The following is a 16,623-nucleotide window of genomic DNA, read 5'->3' on the forward strand; positions in this document are numbered from 1 at the left end:
GATGTCGCTCGATTCGTCTGTGCGGCAAGACAATCGCCTCGACGAGATGCCGATGCGCCCAGTGGGGTGCCGCAGGTGCGGGGCGCAGGTACTTGCTCGCAAAAGTAGCTGGAATCAGACCAGCGTGCAGTGGAACGCCGATGCGACGGCCCGGTGCGTCGAGCGTGCCGAAGCGCAGAGTATCGCCACGCCCGGCGGTCGTGGCGTGTTCCTGGCGTGTTCGGCGTTGCAGGAGTCGATGCTCGAAGCCGTGCGGCGTGGCGGTTTGGCCGTCGTCGACGAAACTGCTTGACCCTTATTCCGCCGACTGCCGAATTATGTTGGCTTTGAAGGCGTTTCCGTGCAGACGAGTCGACGCTCGGCGGTGAGGTGATCCCATCAGGCGAGCTGGAATGCGCTGATGGGCGCCTCTTCGGGGTAGACGGCGGGGCCGCCCAGGTCGTAGCCGGCGTTAAGCGCGCTGATGAACGCCGGGTCGTGCAATGGTTCACTGGGAATGTCAAGCTTGATGCCCCTGCCGTTGAGGTCGTCGACCATGATGTCAATGGCCTTCTCGATGGTCAGGTCGTGCGAGCCCTCCATGTTCTTCTTCAGCTCGTCGTGGTCGGTGAACACCTCGGCGGACCAGTGCACCAGGAACCGCAGTTGGTCGGTTTGGTGGCGGGCGATCACCTCGTCGCCGTTCTTGAGCAACCACTGATCCCGGTCACCGGGGTCACCGGAAAAGACGGTGTCGAAGGATAATCCGGCCGGAACTTGTTGCTCGAGTGGTCCATTCGCTTCGCCGCGATGCACCATCATTTCGTTCTGCACCACCACGCCACGGTTATTGATCGGCGGCAAAACGCGTTTGGGGGCCTTGAGCGGCCCGTCGGGCCAGTAGGTGAATCCGCTCCCGGGGTCGAGCGAGAACCAAGTGATCACCTGCGCCATTTTGATCAGGTAGTCGCCGAAAAGGCCGGACTTACCCATCACGCTGGTGAGCCAGGTCGGCGCGTTCTCGTGACGCACGCCGCGAAAGCTCGGCGAGTCCAAATGTCCCGGGTCGCGGTTGGCGCAGGGCCCGTTGATATTGAACAGCATCAGCTGTGGTTTGGCGTACGGGGCGTTCCAATAGCTTTTGGCCATCTCGAGGAACTGCGCGTTGTAAAAGCAGTCGTGCAGCTGTGGGTAGAGCACCGCGCCGTAATTGGCGAGGTAGCCGCGGAAGGTCGGGGTCAGGAACAGGTCGAGCGATGGGGTGAAGCCCTCTGGGAAGAGGCCGCTCATGGTGGCGATCAGCTCGTCGGGGGACGCGAAGTGTTGCGCAATGATCAACCGCCACGGCCCCTCCGTGCGTACCACGTCGAGCAGGCGTTCGCGCTGATCGTCCGTATAGACGTTGTCGACCTCGCGCGGCGGCGCGGCCGGCCGCAACACGTCGGAAAGCTCCATCCGCCGGTCGTCGGTGAGCATCAGCTGTCTCCTTTTGCAGTTCGTGGTCTGATTGTGGGCAGCGCGGTTGCGATAAGCGGGGCGGCAGCCCGGTCACCGGGACGTCAAAACCGGACCGGATGGCCGAACTTCGCCCGCAGTAGCGCGCCGATCTCGGCCATGGCCAGCCGGCCCCGCGCCGTCGCATCGGAACGCATCAGAAATCCGTGGCACATCCCGGGATAACGGGTCAGGGTGGTCTGCACGCCGGCGTCCCGCAGCCGTGTCGCATACCGCTCACCCCAATCCCGGATCGGGTCGCACTCCGCGGTGACGACGATGGCCGCAGGGAGGCCGCCAAGCTCGGATGCGTAGGCGGGAACCAGGTATGGGCTGCTGGGCGCACCCGCATCGCCGTCGACCAGGGAGTGCATGAAGTCGATGTCATCGCGGGTGAGCATCGGGGCGTCGGCCAAGGAGGTGAGGGAAGGAGCCGCCATGTCGCGGTCCAGGCCCGGATATAGCAACACCTGCGCGCAGATCGGCGGACCGCCGCGAGCACGCGCGGCGAGCGCAACGCCGGCCGCGAGCGCGCCACCAGCACTGTCGCCGATCACCCCGAGTCGTTCGGGGTCGACCCGTAGATGACGGGCATTGCGTGACACCCATTCCGTCGCGGCGTACGCATCGTCGAACTGCGCGGGCGGCGGCCACTCCGGGGCCAGGCGGTAGTCGACCGCTACGACGGTGGCTGCCGACGCCGCAGCCAGCTCACGCGCCAGGGGCTCGAACGAGCGGTTCGACCCCATCACGAGCCCGCCACCGTGCAAATACACCAGCACGGGTCCGCCACCCTCGGTGTCGGGGCGGTAGACCCGTGCCGGCATGTCGCCCGCGGGACCGGGGATGGCTACCTCCGTGACGGCGGCCATCTCGGCCATTGACTCGGGCGGTGGCGCGGATTCGAGCCCGGCGCGCACGGCCGCGAGCCCGCGCTGGCGCATCGGTGGGACGTCACCGAACGAAGCGATGCGGGCGGCGGCATCGGGGTCCAGCTCGGAGGACCCCATGTCAGAGCTGTTCGGCAATGAACCGGCGTTCCGTGCGCAGTACCGGCCGTCGTTGCGTGGCAAGCACTTCCGCGCGCTCCGCCATCGCCGACCCGACCTCCGGATGGGTGAGCAGGTAGAAGCGGCCCTCGGCGGCCTGTTCGAATAGTGTTTCGGCGGCCGTCAATGGGTCCATAGCCACCGCTTTGATATCCAGCATGGCCTCGCGGTGCGTCTCGGCGGCGCCGACGTCAGCCGTCTCCGTGGCATCGACACCCCCCGCGGATTCGAAGATATTGGACACCACCGGCCCGGGCAACACCGCCTGCACATGTATGTGGTGGTCGTGTCCCGCCAATTGCACCTCAGCGCACAGGCATTCGGTCATGGCGAGCACAGCGTGCTTGCTCACGATGTAGGGCGTCTGCAACGGCATTGTGACCACGGCGCCGACTGACGCAACGTTCCACACCCACGCTTGCTCGTCGACGGCCATCATTTTTGGCAGAAATGCCCGCACGCCGTAGAAGACTCCGCTGATGTTGACGTCGACGACGCGCTGCCAGTTGGTCACCGGCGTATCCCACAGATAGCCGAACTGTTCGATGCCCGCGTTGTTCACCAACAGTCGCACCGCGCCGAAGTCGCGGTAAACCCGGTCCGCGAGGCCCTGCACCGCCTCGGGATCACGCACGTTGCAGGTGATGTCGACGGCCGTGCCGCTGGCCGCGCACAGTTCGTCGCGCAGCGCGGCGATGCCGTCGGCGTCGATGTCGGCGAGCACCACGGTCATGCCCAACCGGTGGGCGTGCCGCGCCAAACCGGCACCGATCCCGGATCCAGCCCCGGTGATGACGGCGACGCCACCGGAGAATACGCCGCGGGCGGTCATGACGGGGCGGTGCTGTCGGCGTGCAGGTCCGCCAGCAGGACCGAGTTGGTCGCATCGAGGACGACGTCCATCTCGGTGAATTGCAGCCCATTGTCGCCGCGTCGGACGGCGACGTTGACAACCCCGCTGGAGACCGCGAACGGCACGAAATTAGCGATTTGGTTCACCAGGATGTAGAACCGCGCGCGGGTGACGTCACCGTCGGCGCCGGTGCGGTGGACGTTGGTGGCGTGGTGACGCAATGGGTACGGGCTTTGCTTGCGATGCTGGGACAACCACTCGATCACCGCGTCTCGGCCGTTGAGCTCGGGCGACATGAGGTCCTCGAAAGGACTTGCGCCCGAGTCGCTTCTCGTCACGTAGCGCACGTCATGGGCGTATCTAACCGCCAGCTCGTCGTAGTGGGCCTCGTCGTAGTGGTACCAGAACTCGCCGATGAACTCCTGCAGTTCCGACAGCGGGATGTCGTTGCTCATGGCATCGAATGAAACTCCACTGTGGCCTCGGCGGCACGGCGACTGCCCGATGAGTGGAACACCGTCCGTCACTCGGTAATGAGGCTCCACAAGCCCCCGGCGCTCGCGTGCATTGCAGCGTCGGTGATGACGTCGTCCCAGTAGCGCATCGAACCGAACTCCGATCGCCACGCGAGCGCGGCCCTGGTGAATTCATGCAGGCGGTGCTCACGGGTGGTGCCGATGGCGCCGTGCACTTGGTGGGCGTTTCTCACCACGACGGATGTCGCGTGGCCCGCACACGAACGCGCCGCGGCCACAAGGAATTCCAGGGTCGGGCTCGCCCACTCTGCCGTGACGCCGGCCGTCAACGCCGCCTCGGTTGCGGCCCTGGCGAGCGCGGCCTCGGCGGCAACGTCGGAGACCAGGTGCTGAACGCCTTGAAATTTCGACAACGGGCGTCCGAACTGGGTTCGTGAGGTGACGTGCTCGATGCAGAGTTGCAGTATTTCGTCCAGGGCGGCACACACCTGGATCGCCCGCACCAACCCCGACTTCAGCCGCAGCTGGCTGACCAGGGCCGGGCCGATGGGCGTTCCCTGCAAGCCGGAGAGCTCGGCAGCCACGGTGTCGCGTGGTTCACCGATCAAATTGGCGCCGGGGGTGATGGTGAGCGTCTCGGCTGCAACGTCGGCGACGCGATATTGCCCGTCGGCGCGCCATACGACCACCACCCGTTCGGCCGCGCTCGCCCACGGCACGTGCGTCGCGACGCCATGCGTGTCGACCACGCAGACCGTCCGCGCCGCGCCGTCGGCGGCCGACCCGCAGGCCTCCAGGAGCCAGCATGCCAACAAGTCGTGCTCCGCCAGCGGGATCCGAATACCGCTGCGCACCGCCGCCTTCAGGAGTTCGGCCGCCTCGTACCACCCAGCCCCGCTGCCGCCGTGCTCGACCGCACCGGTGAGGCGCAGCAGACCGAGCTCAGCGAGCTGGTGCCACAGGTCAGAGCCCCGCTCGACGAGCTTTTCGCCCACGAGCTTTTCGCGGCGACCGGCAAAGACGGCACCCATCATGTCGGCCAGGGCTTCGTCGACGGACGGCCAGGCGCTCACCGCAGCCCCAATCCGCGGGCGACGACTCCGCGAAGCACCTCATTGGTGCCGCCGCGCAGAGTAAACCCCGGGCGCTGGTCCACGGCGGCACGCACCAACTCCGCGAAGATCCGATCGGGGAAGTCCTGCAGGTCGGCGAACTCGGCGATGTCGCCTTCGGTGGTGGTGCCGAGCACCTTGACCAAGGCGGCGGGGATGTCGGCCGGCTCGCGCCGTTCCAACGCGCCGGCAACCGCGGTGGACATGTGGTGCAGACCGGTGACCCGCGCAACGAGCCTCCCCAGCTCCGCGTTGCGGGGAATGGCATTCGCCGCCATCCGGTCGGCGCAGGCGGCCAGCAGCACGAAGGTCGACAGGTAACGCTCGGGTCCGCTCCGCTCGAAGCTCAGCTCGGAAGTCACCTGCCGCCAGCCGTCACCGATTGCGCCGAACACCATGTCGTCGGGGACGAACGCCTCGTCGAGTACCACCTCGTTGAAGTGGTGGGCGCCGTTCATCGAGACGATCGGGCGCACGTCGACCCCGGGCCCGCGCAGGTCGACGATGAACTGGCTCAGTCCGGCGTGCCGGTGCTCTGGATCCAGTGGCGCTGTTCGGGCGAGCACGATGAATGCGTGCGCGAGGTGTGCGCCCGACGTCCAAACCTTGGTGCCGGTCAGCGACCAGCCTCCGTCGATGCGCAGCGCCCTGGTGCGCACGCTGGCCAGGTCGGAGCCGGACTCCGGCTCGCTCATGCCGATGGCGAAGAAGCACTCGCCGCGCACGATCCGCGGCAGGAAAGCCAACTTCTGTGACTCTGTTCCGTATTTCAGCAATGACGGCACGATCTGCCGGTCGGCGATCCAGTGCGCAGCGACGGGGGCGCCTGCGGCGAGCAGCTCCTCGGTGACGGCGAACCGCTCCAGGAACGAACGTCCGTGGCCGCCATATTCGACGGGCACCGTCATTCCCAACCAGCCGCGCGCCGCGAGCGCGGCGGTGAAGTTTTCATCCCATCCCGACAGCCAGGCGTCCACCGACGGGGTGAACGCCCCGGCCGCCCGTTGGTCGTCGAGGAACTGCCGCACCTCGTCGCGAAGGCCCTGCGTCGACAACGGGTCGATTGAGGTAGGGGGCACCAACCGGGAGAACGCCATCACCGTATCTTCCACCCTGCGCGTTTCACCGATCAGCTGATCCCGGGCTGAATCGCTCGCGCAGCATGCGTTTTAGCAGCTTGCCGCTGGGGTTCTTCGGTAGGGAATCGACGAAGAAGATTCGCTTGGGTGTCTTGAACCCGGCCAGGTGCGCGCGACAGTGCGCGAGTATGTCGCCCTCGGCGAGGTCGACGCCGTCGCGCAGCACCACCGCCGCGACGACGGCCTCGACCCAAACCGGGTGGGTCAGGCCGAACACCGCGACTTCTTCTACGCCGCTGTGTCGGTAAATGACTTCTTCGACTTCCCGGCTTGCGACGTTTTCCCCGCCGGTCTTGATCATGTCCTTCTTGCGGTCCACGACATGAAGCAGCCCGCGCTCGTCGTAGTAGCCGAGGTCGCCGGAGTGGAACCATCCGCCCCGGAAGGCCTCGGCTGTCTTCTGTGGGTCGTCCAGGTAGCCCAGCATCAAATGCGGGCTGCGATGGGCGATTTCACCGACGACGCCCGGGGCAAGCGGGGCGCCGTCGTCATCCAGGATCGCGGTCTCCACGTTAGCGACCGGACGCCCCGCCGAACCTGCGTGCGCGTCCTGTTCGTCGGGGCCGAGCGCGGAGGCCAGCGGCGCCATTTCGGTCTGGCCGTAGAAGTTCCACAACCTCAGGCGCGGCAGGCGCTCCCGAATCTCGCTGAGGATCTCGACTGGCATCGCCGAGGCGCCGTAATACCCTTTGCGCAGGCTGGACAGGTCGACGGTGTCGAAGACGGGTGATCGCAGCAACGAGATCCAGACCGTCGGTGGGGCGAAATAGTTGGTGACGGCGTAGCGCTCGACAGTGCGCAGGACGAGTTCGGGATCCGGCCGCGGCAGGATGATGCTGGTAGCGCCGAGATAGACATCGGTGGCCAGGAAATTGTCGAGTTGTGCGCAGTGGTAGAGCGGCAGGGAATGGATCTCGACATCGTCGGCGGACATGTCGCCGGCCAGGATCGTGCTGATGTAGTTCCACATCAGGCTTCGGCTGGTGTGCATGGCGCCCTTGGGTCGCGATTCGGTGCCGCTGGTGTACATCAGGCGCAGTAGTTGGTCGTCGTGGATATGGGGGCGTGGGGCCGTCGATGTAGTGCTCAGCCACTCGGCGAAGTCGGGCCAGCCAGCCGGGGCGGACTGCCCGGGTGGCAGCAGCGCCGCCTTCGTCGTTACCGATCCGCCCAGTCGCATGGCTTGGTCGGCGGTGGGTGTCAACGCCGCTTCGACGATGAATCCTCGTGCGCCACTATGGCCGAGGATGTAGGAGACCTCCTCGGCGGTGAGCATGAAGTTGACCGGGACGAGGACGACCCCAGCCCGGGCAGCAGCGAATACCAGTACGGCGTATTGCCAGCAGTTGTGCGACAAGAGCGCCAGTCGCTCGCCGGCTCTAAAACCGTTGTCGCCCAACGCCGCCGCCGCGCGGTCCACCAGGTTCTCGAACTCGGCGAAACTCAGCACGACATCACCGTCGACAATCGCGATCTTGTCCGGGTGCCTGCGCGCAGGCCGGCGGGGGATATCGCCGAGCGCATGACTGCGTGCGCGCACGACGGTGACGTCAAGGTCGCCCAACTGCATGCGGGCCACCGTAGGCGCCGACAATCGACGATTTGTTGCCGGTGTCCCGCTGAGTAGACAAGGGCTGCCCGATAGCGGTGGGCGGCGGCGATACTCGGCGTCATGAGCACTGGCGCAACCGCGAGAGCCGACCGCACCGGGCGCGTGGGCGTGGATCGCGACGAACTGCGGGCCAACCTGGTTCGGGCCGACCCCGGCGTGCTCGTCGCGGTGCTGACGCAACTCACCGGTGACGCAGGGGTGGTCGACCGCTTCGCGCCGAAGATCACCCACGTGCCCGACCCGCCAGAGCAGGCGGGCACTACCGACCCGGAGACGAGGGCGGCCATCGTCGAGGCAGTGGTCAGCGCGCTGCAGCTGCCCCGGTCTTTTCACGCTGCCGGTGCCGACGACCCCGACCTGTTCGCGCGGATCGCGCCGGTCGCACTCGGCGGAACGATCGACCCCGAGTACATCCCGCTGCTGTTGGAGCAGGGCGGATTCCAGCCGCCGCAGCCGGTGCTGCCCCGCACCGCGAAGCTCCCCGACGACTTCCGGGTGGCGATCATCGGCGCCGGTATTGCGGGATTGACCGCCGCGTTGGAGTTGGCCGACGCCGGCGTGAACTACCAGATTTTCGACCGTCATGACGAGGTAGGCGGAACCTGGTACACGACCACCTATCCCGGAATCGGTGTGGACACCCCCTCGGCGTACTACTCGTTGTCGCGCGACATCAACGGCGACTGGTCCAGCTATTACCCGATGGGGCCGGAGTATCAGACATATCTGGTGTCGGTGGCCGACAAGTACGAACTGCGGCAACGCACCCGCTTCGGTACCGAAATCGAAGCCCTTCGGTGGGACGACGAGCGTCATCAGTGGCAGATCAGTGCGCTGGGTCCCGGCGGTGCCCGTGAGATCAGCTACGCCAATGTGGTGATCCCCGCCGCCGGCTACCTCAACCGGCCACGCTGGCCGCAACTGAATGGAAGGGGGACTTTCGCCGGAGTCGAAGTCCATTCGGCGCAATGGGATCCCGGTCTAGATCTGACCGGCAAGCGGGTTGCCATCATCGGTGCGGGATGCACCGCGGTGCAGATCGTCGACGCGTGCGTCGACCAGGTGTCACACCTGACGGTGTTCCAGCGCCAGCCGCACTGGGTGGCGCCGCGGCGGCGGCTGACCGACGAGGTGCCCGACTATCAGCGATGGCTGGGTACCCGGTTGCCGTTCTACGCCAATTGGATTCGTCTCAAATCCTATTGGGGAACCGCGGACAACAACTACCCCGTGATCTTGTACGACGCCGACTGGGCGCGCGGCCATCTGTCCGTTTCACCGGCCAACGACGCGCTGCTGCAGATATGCCTAAAGTACATCGACGACGTCTTCGGCGCCGGTAGCGAACTCGCGCGCAAGGTCACGCCGGACTTCGCGCCGTACGGCAAGCGGATCATCCGCGATCCCGGCGGATATTATGCGGCGCTGGCCCGCGAGCACGTCGACGTCGAAGCGAGCGAGCCGGCCCGTGTCAACGAGGCGGGCATCGTGACGTCCGACGGCCGGCAGATCGACTTGGACGTCATCGTCTACGCGACCGGCTACCATCTGGATTTCCTGTCCACCATCGACATTCAGGGGCGAGACGGCAAGAAGCTGGCCGACGAGTGGGGCAATCGACCGCGGGCTTACCGCGGTGGGACCGTCCCCGGGTTCCCCAACTTGTTCATCTCGTCGGCACCCAACTACAGCCCCGGACACGGCGCGGGCCACAATTTCGGCGTCGAGGTGATGGTGCACTACGTCATGGAATGCCTGCAGCTCATGGCGCTGCGAGCGGCGTCGACGATCGAAGTGAGGCAGCGCGCTTACGACGACTACGTCGCCGACATCGACGCGACGATGCAGGGCACGGTGTGGTGTCACACCCCGTCCGCGCACACGTACTACCGGTCGGGCGGCGGGCGGATCGTGACGGCCTTCCCATATCGGCTGCTCGACGTATGGCGTGATCACCGTGCACCCGTTGAGGACGATTTCGAGTTGCGATGAGCGAGTTGCTCTCCGGCAGGACGGCTTTGGTCACCGGCAGTAGCCGCGGGATCGGCCGGGCGATCGCCCAGCGCTTGGCTGCCGAAGGCGCCACCGTGGCAGTCACGGCCCGTTCACACGCCGTGTCGTCGTCCATCCGCGGTGGGGCGGGCACCACGCTTCCAGGCACCGTCGGCGAGACGGTCGAGTTGATCGAGGCCGCCGGCGGGAAGGCATTCGCCGTCGCGGCCAATCTCGAGGATGCCGCGCAGCGCGACGGGCTGATCGACGCGGTGCTCGACCGCGCCGGCCGCATCGACATCCTGGTCAACAACGCCGGTTTCGCGGATTACTCCCTCGTGGAGGACATGAGTCTGGAAATGTTCGACCGCACGGTAGAGCACTACCTGCGCACGCCGTTCGTCTTGACGAAAGCGACTGTGCCGCAGATGCGCAAGCAGGGCGCAGGCTGGATCGTCAACATCGGCTCGGTGACCGGCGTCGCCCCGGTGCGACCGTATCGCGACTACAACAAGACCTCGGGCGACGTGATCTACGCGTCATGCAAGGCCGCGCTGCATCGCTTCACCCAGGGCGTCGCCGCCGAATTGCTCGATGCCAACATCGCGGTGAATTGCGTAGGCCCATCGACGGCCGTCCGCACTCCCGGTGCGGCCCAGCTCATTCCGAATGGGTTCCCGACCGAGCCGGTGGAATACCTGGCCGAGACCGTGCTGGCGATGTGTCACCTGCCCGCCGCCGAGCGCACCGGGCTAGTCGCGTTCAGCCTGCACTTTCCGTGGTCGCAGCAACTGCCCGTGCACAGCCTGGATGGAACCGCGGTGCTGCCGCCGCTGCCGCCACCGCCGACGGCCAACCCGAATATCCGGGCGGCGGGGCTCTAGCTCGCCGCCTCCACGCCGCTCTTTGGTCAGGTGAGAACCCGGTCGTCGCAGGCGCAGAAGCTGTGGCAGACGCGGTCGTGGATGATGACGTCGGGACACTCGGGGTCGAACCAGCGGTCCACGACGGCCCAGTGGATCGGATGCATCAAATACGGCCCCAACAGCCCGTCGACGTCGGAGAACTCTTGCTCGAACACGTGGGTCCAGGCGGAGGTTCCGACGCCCTCGGACACCCGGCTCAGCTGCCATGCGCGGATGGACGAGACATAACGCGCCATCGATGACAGTTCGTGCTCGAAGCGGGCGACGATCGCGCCCGGCGTGTCGGGGGACACCCGAAGTAACAGTGCGCGGTACACCGTGCCCGGGGTTTCGCTGCGGCGAACGGGCCTGCCCCGATAGTTGGCACCGTTGACCCGGGTGACTGCGAAGTCGGTGAGGAGAGGGGTCAATCGCCTCAGGGCTAGGCCGGCCCGGTCTTCGGCATCGAACCTCAGGTGCAGCAAGATGTCTCCGCCGTTACGCGCCCCCGGCAAAGTCGGCTGCACCACCCAGCGCAACGCTCGGGCGTTGCGGGCGGCCGCCCGCAACGCGGTGAGAATCCGGTCGCGTTCGTCCTCGACAACGTCTAACAACCTGGTGACGCTAAACATCGCAAAGTCGGTCCACGTCCTCGGGGGCCGCGGCGAACGATCGGGATCGCTCATGCACGAGTTCGGCTATGTTGCACCACCATTCGCCGAGGGCCGGGTCCGGCCTGCCCTTCCACGTCATCTCCCACCACGCCCGCACGTCGGGCAGCGTCCAGGTGATCGTCACGATGTTGGTTTCGTCATCGAACCAGATCGGTGGGCTGACCAGAACATCGCGCAACGTCATTCCGCGCTCCCGTGCGCCGGGGGCGTACTCGGCGAGGTAGGCGTCGACGAACCGTCGAGCGCAGCCGGGCCGGGTAACCACCCGGTCGATCACGAAGACGTGGCCGCCCGACATGTGCAAGCGTTCACGCGTACTGAAGGGCGGGCCGCGTCGCCGGACCTGCGGGACGCAGCGGGCGCAGCGGCTGCAGGGTTGGAGCGACGCGTTGCGGGCCGTCTTCGACGTTGCGCCAGATGCCCATCGCGGTCATGCGCACCGGGGCCGTCAGTCGCTGGTCGAACATCATGCGGTTCATTGGACCGCACACCGACACGGCGGCCACCGCCTCACCCGGGCCGCCGATCGGTGCCGCCACGCAGCCGAAGCCGAGCAGTGACTCCTCGCGCTCGAACGCGACGCCGTGGGCCCGCACCTTGGCTAGCTCGACGGCCAGCTGGGTGCCGCTGGAGATCGAGTATCTCGTCTTCCGAACCCGCAGATCGATTTCGGCATCCTCGTCGCGATAGGCGAGGATCGCCTTGCCGACTGCGGTGCAGTGGGCGGGTTGGCGACCACCCACCCGGGTGGGGATTCTCTGGTCACCGATCTTGTCCAGGTACACAACGTCGGGGCCGTCGAGCACGGCCAGGTGCACGACAAGGCCGGTGGCGCGGTGCAATTCACCCAGCAACGGGCCGGCCGCCCGCACCAGCCGGTCCTGATGCACGGCGAGCGATCCGAGTTCGACGAGTCGCATGCCCAACTCGTAGTCGCGACCGCTGCGGCGCAGCCAGCGCAGCTGCACCAGGCGTTCGAGCATCCGATGCGCCGACGAGCGCGGCAGGCCGGTGCGCCTGACGATCTGCGCCAGGGTGAGCCGCCCCGGACCCTCGAATGCGTCGAGAACCAGCGATATGCGGTCGATGACGGCCGTGGGGGTGGCGGGTTCGGCGATACCTGACATCGATCCTCCAATGTGCCTGACCGATATATTCCTATTAGGAATATATTCCTAGCACACCGGTATGGCGCTTGTCACGCGTAGCGGCCCGGGGCGTCGGGGGCGTGGGGCTGTGTGGCGGCGGCGGTGAGGTATGCGGCTGGGCTCAGCCCTTGGCCGCGGACCGGCCCGCGCGGCGGCCGTAGAAGCTGCCGTCACCGAGCGAGATACCGCTGGCGTAGCCCCACGCGGCCAGTCCGGCGGTGCAGCGCCCGGCGGCGAAGAGACCGGGGATGGGATCTCCGCTGACGTGGAGCACCTCGGCGTCCAGCGTGGTGGCCAGGCCGCCCAGGGTGAAACCGCCGGTGTTCTCCCGCAAGTCGATGGCGCCGACCGGAGAACCGATGGGCTTCAACCACTCCGGCTTCTTGTGCAGCAGCGGGTCCTCGCCCCGGGCGGCGCCCTCGTTGTAGGCCGCGACGGTCGCCTGCAGGGATCCCGGCGCCAGGCCCATGTCGCGTTCCAGGTCGGCGACGCTGTCGGCCACCCAGGTCGCCGGGCGCAGCATGAATTTCGGGGACCACGACGCCATCGCCTCTTGCTGGGCGTCGTCGTCGATGATCAGGAACGCGATGTTGTCCTGCTGGTAGAGCGTGAGCTGGCCGATGCGGCCCGGGTAGGTGTCCTCGGCGACGTAGCGCTGGCCGCGGCCGTTGACCAGGATGCCGCGCACCAGCTGCTGGGGGTCGATGAAGATCGCGACCTCGGTGGCGTCCATGTGCGCCAGGTCGGCGCCCAACGCCTGGGCCATGCGGATCGCCTGTCCGTCGTGCTGCTCGATGGATGCGGCCGGGCGGCCCGCGATTCGCGGGGCGTAACGGGCCACCATCGCGTCGTTGTAGGCGAAGCTGCCGGTCGCAAGCACCACGCCCGTGCGGGCACGGACCGCGATGTCGTTGCCGTACTGGCGCGCGCGGATCCCGACCACCCTGCCGTCCGCTTCCACGATGAGGCGTTGGACCCGCACGTCGTAGAGTGCGCGTGCGCCGGCGGCGGTGGCCGTCTCGACGAGCGGCTTCATCAGCATGTAACCCGCGCTGGCTTCGCCCTGCTTCTTGTTCGACATCTGCGGGACGTGCCCCCGCGGGGCGGGGGAGGCGATCGTGTTGAAGGGGTACGCGTTTTCGCCGCCGCTGTACATCAGGCCCTGGTCACCCATCGGTTCCCAGCCGGGCTCGGAAAAGAACTCCGCTTTGAACGGAACGCCGCAGCCGACCAGCCAGTCGAAGTGGGCGACGCTGCCGGCGCAGTAGTCGCCGATCCGCTTCTCGTCGGCGCCGGGCCCCATCGCGACGTTGAGAAAAGCCGCCATGTTATCGACGGAATCGTCGAAGCCACAAGCCTTTTGCAAGGGCGTGCCCCCGCCGAGGTAGATGAACCCGCCGGCCATCGCCGCCGCCCCGCCCCAGGACCCGGTGCGTTCCAACACCAGCACGTCGGCGCCGGAGCGTGCCGCCTCCACCGCCGCGGCGGCGCCGGCCACCCCGTAGCCGGCTATGACCACGTCGGCCTCGTCATCCCACGACGTGATTGATGCGGCCGGGACCGGCGTGACCTCGGTATCCGGCGTCATAGCCGCATGGCCGCGGGCATTTCGCCGATCCACTGGTGGCCCCAGTAGCTGTCGGCGGTGATTTCCTCTGCGGTGTAATAGGTTTCGTCGACGCGCATGCCGTCGGTACCGAACTCGATGTCCCAGTCGCCGGGCGCGCGGACGTAGAACGACACCATCTTGTCATTGGTGTGCCGGCCCAGCGTGGAGGACAGCTGGAAGCCCTCGGCGTTCACGCGGTCCAGAGCCTGGCCGACGGCGTCCAGGCTGTCGACCTCCACCATGATGTGCACCAGGCGCGGGTCGCGCTGATGTGCGGCAGGCACGATCGCCAGGCTGTGGTGGCGTTCGTTGATGCCCAGGAAGCGAACCCGCACGGGCCCAAACTCTTTCGGCAGCGGCACCCGGAACGCGCCGCGGGCGCGGAAACCCAGCACCTCGGTGTAGAAGTCGAACAGCCCGCCCGGGTCCATCGCCGGCACCACCACATGGCCCATGCCCTGATCGCCGGTGACGAATTTCGCGCCGAACGGGGTGACGACGGGGCTGTGGTCGAGCACCGCGCCATGGAAGACCTCGAGCGTGGTGCCGGCCGGGTCCTCGAACGTGATCACCTCTTCCACGCGGCGGGCCTCGGCCTCGTCGGCGGACAGTTGCTTGAACGGGGTCCCCGCGGCGTCCAGGGTCGCCTTGACCCGTTGCAGCGCCGGGCGGTCACGGACCTCCCAGCCGACGGTCAACACCCGGTCGGTCTCACCGGGCACCACGATGAGCCGGGCGGCGCGCTCGTCCATCCGCAGGTACAGCGCCTCGGGGTCGGGACCCTTGCCCTCGGCGAAACCCAGGACACCGAAGGCGAATTGTCGCCAGCGGTCGATGTCGTTCGTCGAAATGGTGATGTAGCCCAGGCTTTTCAGGTCGGTCAACGTGTTCTCCTAGATCAAAGCCCGCAGTGGGCCCTCGGGCGGATCGATACCCAGCGAACTCAGCGCCGACGCGTGATAGGTCGTGCCCGGCATGTGGATGGCGTGCAGCTGGCCGACATGGACATCGCGCCAATACCGTTGCAGCGGCTTGTCCATCCGGGCCGCGTTGCCGCCCGAGCGGGCGAAGATCTCGTCGACCGCCGCCACCGCGCGCCACACCGCACGGATCTGGGTGCGTCGACCGGCCGCGCGGTCGGCGAACGACACCTCCTTGCCTGCGGCGACCATGTCGTAGATGCGGTCGGCGTTGGCCAGCAGTTCCTGGCGTGCGGCGTTGATGTCGGCGGCCGCCTCGCCGATGGCGAACATGACGTAGGGGTCGTCCTTGATCGCGGTGCCGGTGGCGCCGACGCGCTCGCGCTGGTAGTCCAGGTGTGCGGCCAGGGCCCCCTCGGCGATGCCGATCGTCGCCGCCGAGATGCCCAGCGGGAACATCGTCGACCACGGCATCAGATACAGCGGCTCGGTCATGCCGGCCTCGCGCTGGGCGGTGCCGTCCATCACCTTCGTCGCGTCCATCGTCCGGTAGGACGGGACGAACGCATCCTTGACGATGACGTCCTTGGAGCCGGTTCCACGCAGCCCCACCACGTTCCACGAGTCCTCGACGATCTCGTAGTCCTTGCGCGGCAGGATCATATGCAGCATCTGCGGCGGCATGATCGGAATGCCCTTGTCGTCGCCCAGCATCGCGCCCAGGATGATCCAGTCGCAGTGGTCGGTGCCCGAGCTGAACTGCCAGCGGCCGTTGAAGAGGTAGCCGCCGTCGACGGGTTTGGCCACCCCCTGCGGGGCGTACGGCGAGGCCATCCACGTGTCGACGTCGTCGGCCCAGATTTCGGCGGCGACCCTCGGGTCGGCGTAGGCCAACTGGTAGGGGTGCACGCCGACCACGCCGACAATCCAGCCGGCCGCCGGGTCCAGCGCCGCGGTCGCCATCGTCGTCTCGGCGAACTCGCGGGGATGGACCTCGAATCCCTGATATTGCTTGGTTTGCAGCAGCCGGATCAGGCCGGCGCCCTTCATCTGCTTGACCGTGTCATCGGTGAGCCGGCCGATCCGCTCGGCCTCGGGGGCCTGGTCGCGCAACTGGTCCGCCATCGCCACGACCCGGTCGAGTACCCGTTCGCTCATGTTGGTGTCCTTTACGTCTGGGGCTTAGTAATGGTCTACCGCAGTTCGTGCCTCAGCCGAAGCCCTTCCCGATGAGCGGAAGCAAAAGCGCTCAGAATTCAATGCACAATGCGGCGCTCACGGGCCGGGCCTGGCACGCCAGGATCAGTCCGTCCAGCCTGTCGCCTGGCTCGAGGATGTCGTTCACGATCGTGTCGACCTCGCCCTCGACGACCGTCGCCACACAGGACCCGCAGCGGCCCTCCCGGCACGAGTGGGGCACATCAATGCCCGCACCGAGCAACACGTCGACGAGCGTCTGATCGGGTGGCCAACGAAGCCGGTGACGCCGACCACGCACGTCGACCTCCAGCCGCGCAACCTCCGCCATGCGGGGGATCGTCTGCCTCCGAGAACGTGCCCGCCAACGTGCGCGCCCGATGGCCGGGACAACGTCACGGCAGTGTCCGGTGACCGGGAACCGGCCCCGGCGGTCGAGCTGGCAGGACATACCGTCCCTGCCT

16 protein-coding genes and 1 pseudogene are annotated in these 16,623 nt (G+C 67.1%); 3 read left to right on the forward strand and 14 right to left on the reverse strand.

What is annotated here, in order from left to right:
- Position 1 precedes the first annotated feature (1 nt).
- Positions 2-292, forward strand: a complete 291-nt coding sequence (locus A5758_RS14620; protein ID WP_067209233.1) for a ferredoxin — start codon at positions 2-4, stop codon at positions 290-292.
- 86 nt (positions 293-378) lie between these two features.
- On the opposite strand, the gene A5758_RS14625 is transcribed toward A5758_RS14620, so the two are convergent.
- The 7 genes and pseudogenes from A5758_RS14625 to A5758_RS14655 all read right to left on the reverse strand — a co-directional run bounded on the left by A5758_RS14625 (position 379) and on the right by A5758_RS14655 (position 7,672).
- On the reverse strand, positions 379-1,455 hold the full coding sequence (locus A5758_RS14625; protein WP_067741026.1) for a hypothetical protein: 1,077 nt from the start codon (positions 1,453-1,455) through the stop codon (positions 379-381).
- 67 nt (positions 1,456-1,522) lie between these two features.
- Positions 1,523-2,483 (reverse strand): annotated as a pseudogene (locus A5758_RS14630) (alpha/beta hydrolase); the annotation flags it as partial.
- Position 2,484: 1 nt separating this feature from the next.
- Positions 2,485-3,354 (reverse strand): SDR family NAD(P)-dependent oxidoreductase, encoded by an 870-nt coding sequence (locus tag A5758_RS14635; protein ID WP_067741037.1) that lies wholly within the window; start codon positions 3,352-3,354, stop codon positions 2,485-2,487.
- Positions 3,351-3,830 (reverse strand): nuclear transport factor 2 family protein, encoded by a 480-nt coding sequence (locus A5758_RS14640; RefSeq protein ID WP_067741042.1) that lies wholly within the window; start codon positions 3,828-3,830, stop codon positions 3,351-3,353. Before A5758_RS14640 ends, A5758_RS14635 begins: the two co-directional genes overlap by 4 nt.
- A 68-nt stretch (positions 3,831-3,898) precedes the next feature.
- Complete coding sequence (locus A5758_RS14645) at positions 3,899-4,924, reverse strand: acyl-CoA dehydrogenase family protein (protein ID WP_067209126.1); 1,026 nt, start codon at positions 4,922-4,924, stop codon at positions 3,899-3,901.
- Positions 4,921-6,060, reverse strand: a complete 1,140-nt coding sequence (locus A5758_RS14650) for an acyl-CoA dehydrogenase family protein (protein WP_067209122.1) — start codon at positions 6,058-6,060, stop codon at positions 4,921-4,923. The genes A5758_RS14645 and A5758_RS14650 overlap by 4 nt, the downstream gene beginning before the upstream one ends.
- A gap of 25 nt (positions 6,061-6,085) precedes the next feature.
- Entirely contained in the window at positions 6,086-7,672 is a 1,587-nt protein-coding gene (locus tag A5758_RS14655) for an acyl-CoA synthetase (protein ID WP_067741045.1), read from the reverse strand.
- Between the two features lie 102 nt (positions 7,673-7,774).
- On the opposite strand from A5758_RS14655, the gene A5758_RS14660 reads away from it, so the two are divergent.
- Together A5758_RS14660 and A5758_RS14665 are read left to right on the forward strand one after the other, a co-directional pair.
- The gene (locus tag A5758_RS14660; RefSeq protein ID WP_067741050.1) at positions 7,775-9,706 is read left to right on the forward strand and encodes an NAD(P)/FAD-dependent oxidoreductase; all 1,932 of its coding nucleotides are present in this window, start codon (positions 7,775-7,777) and stop codon (positions 9,704-9,706) included.
- Positions 9,703-10,590 carry an SDR family NAD(P)-dependent oxidoreductase gene (locus A5758_RS14665; RefSeq protein WP_067741055.1) on the forward strand — a complete coding sequence of 296 codons (888 nt, stop codon included), beginning with the start codon at positions 9,703-9,705 and terminating at the stop codon, positions 10,588-10,590. The genes A5758_RS14660 and A5758_RS14665 overlap by 4 nt, the downstream gene beginning before the upstream one ends.
- A 26-nt stretch (positions 10,591-10,616) precedes the next feature.
- Here A5758_RS14665 and A5758_RS14670 read toward each other — a convergent pair whose 3' ends face one another.
- From A5758_RS14670 to A5758_RS14700, 7 genes are all read right to left on the reverse strand, one after another.
- The gene (locus A5758_RS14670) at positions 10,617-11,243 is read right to left on the reverse strand and encodes a Dabb family protein (protein WP_067741059.1); all 627 of its coding nucleotides are present in this window, start codon (positions 11,241-11,243) and stop codon (positions 10,617-10,619) included.
- The gene (locus A5758_RS14675; protein ID WP_067741062.1) at positions 11,236-11,583 is read right to left on the reverse strand and encodes a hypothetical protein; all 348 of its coding nucleotides are present in this window, start codon (positions 11,581-11,583) and stop codon (positions 11,236-11,238) included. Before A5758_RS14675 ends, A5758_RS14670 begins: the two co-directional genes overlap by 8 nt.
- Before the next feature lie 10 nt (positions 11,584-11,593).
- The gene (locus A5758_RS14680) at positions 11,594-12,403 is read right to left on the reverse strand and encodes an IclR family transcriptional regulator (RefSeq protein ID WP_156622644.1); all 810 of its coding nucleotides are present in this window, start codon (positions 12,401-12,403) and stop codon (positions 11,594-11,596) included.
- Between the two features lie 151 nt (positions 12,404-12,554).
- Entirely contained in the window at positions 12,555-14,021 is a 1,467-nt protein-coding gene (locus A5758_RS14685) for an FAD-dependent oxidoreductase (protein WP_067741068.1), read from the reverse strand.
- Positions 14,018-14,926, reverse strand: a complete 909-nt coding sequence (bphC, locus tag A5758_RS14690) for a biphenyl-2,3-diol 1,2-dioxygenase (protein WP_067741071.1) — start codon at positions 14,924-14,926, stop codon at positions 14,018-14,020. The genes A5758_RS14685 and bphC overlap by 4 nt, the downstream gene beginning before the upstream one ends.
- A 9-nt stretch (positions 14,927-14,935) precedes the next feature.
- Positions 14,936-16,120 carry an acyl-CoA dehydrogenase family protein gene (locus A5758_RS14695; protein ID WP_067741074.1) on the reverse strand — a complete coding sequence of 395 codons (1,185 nt, stop codon included), beginning with the start codon at positions 16,118-16,120 and terminating at the stop codon, positions 14,936-14,938.
- A 91-nt stretch (positions 16,121-16,211) separates the two neighbouring features.
- Positions 16,212-16,490 carry a 2Fe-2S iron-sulfur cluster binding domain-containing protein gene (locus A5758_RS14700; RefSeq protein WP_067209094.1) on the reverse strand — a complete coding sequence of 93 codons (279 nt, stop codon included), beginning with the start codon at positions 16,488-16,490 and terminating at the stop codon, positions 16,212-16,214.
- Positions 16,491-16,623: the final 133 nt, after the last annotated feature.

This window comes from Mycobacterium sp. 852014-50255_SCH5639931 (genome assembly GCF_001665605.1).
GTDB lineage: Bacteria > Actinomycetota > Actinomycetes > Mycobacteriales > Mycobacteriaceae > Mycobacterium > Mycobacterium paraffinicum.

Excerpts from the sequence above, each read along its gene's own strand:
- A5758_RS14620 (WP_067209233.1), top strand. The coding sequence starts at position 2 with ATGTCGCTCGATTCGTCTGTGCGGCAAGACAATCGCCTCGACGAGATG.
- A5758_RS14625 (WP_067741026.1), bottom strand. The coding sequence starts at position 1,455 with ATGCTCACCGACGACCGGCGGATGGAGCTTTCCGACGTGTTGCGGCCG.
- A5758_RS14635 (WP_067741037.1), bottom strand. The coding sequence starts at position 3,354 with ATGACCGCCCGCGGCGTATTCTCCGGTGGCGTCGCCGTCATCACCGGG.
- A5758_RS14640 (WP_067741042.1), bottom strand. The coding sequence starts at position 3,830 with ATGAGCAACGACATCCCGCTGTCGGAACTGCAGGAGTTCATCGGCGAG.
- A5758_RS14650 (WP_067209122.1), bottom strand. The coding sequence starts at position 6,060 with ATGGCGTTCTCCCGGTTGGTGCCCCCTACCTCAATCGACCCGTTGTCG.
- A5758_RS14655 (WP_067741045.1), bottom strand. The coding sequence starts at position 7,672 with ATGCAGTTGGGCGACCTTGACGTCACCGTCGTGCGCGCACGCAGTCAT.
- A5758_RS14660 (WP_067741050.1), top strand. The coding sequence starts at position 7,775 with ATGAGCACTGGCGCAACCGCGAGAGCCGACCGCACCGGGCGCGTGGGC.
- A5758_RS14665 (WP_067741055.1), top strand. The coding sequence starts at position 9,703 with ATGAGCGAGTTGCTCTCCGGCAGGACGGCTTTGGTCACCGGCAGTAGC.
- A5758_RS14670 (WP_067741059.1), bottom strand. The coding sequence starts at position 11,243 with ATGTTTAGCGTCACCAGGTTGTTAGACGTTGTCGAGGACGAACGCGAC.
- A5758_RS14675 (WP_067741062.1), bottom strand. The coding sequence starts at position 11,583 with ATGTCGGGCGGCCACGTCTTCGTGATCGACCGGGTGGTTACCCGGCCC.
- A5758_RS14685 (WP_067741068.1), bottom strand. The coding sequence starts at position 14,021 with ATGACGCCGGATACCGAGGTCACGCCGGTCCCGGCCGCATCAATCACG.
- A5758_RS14695 (WP_067741074.1), bottom strand. The coding sequence starts at position 16,120 with ATGAGCGAACGGGTACTCGACCGGGTCGTGGCGATGGCGGACCAGTTG.
- A5758_RS14700 (WP_067209094.1), bottom strand. The coding sequence starts at position 16,490 with ATGGCGGAGGTTGCGCGGCTGGAGGTCGACGTGCGTGGTCGGCGTCAC.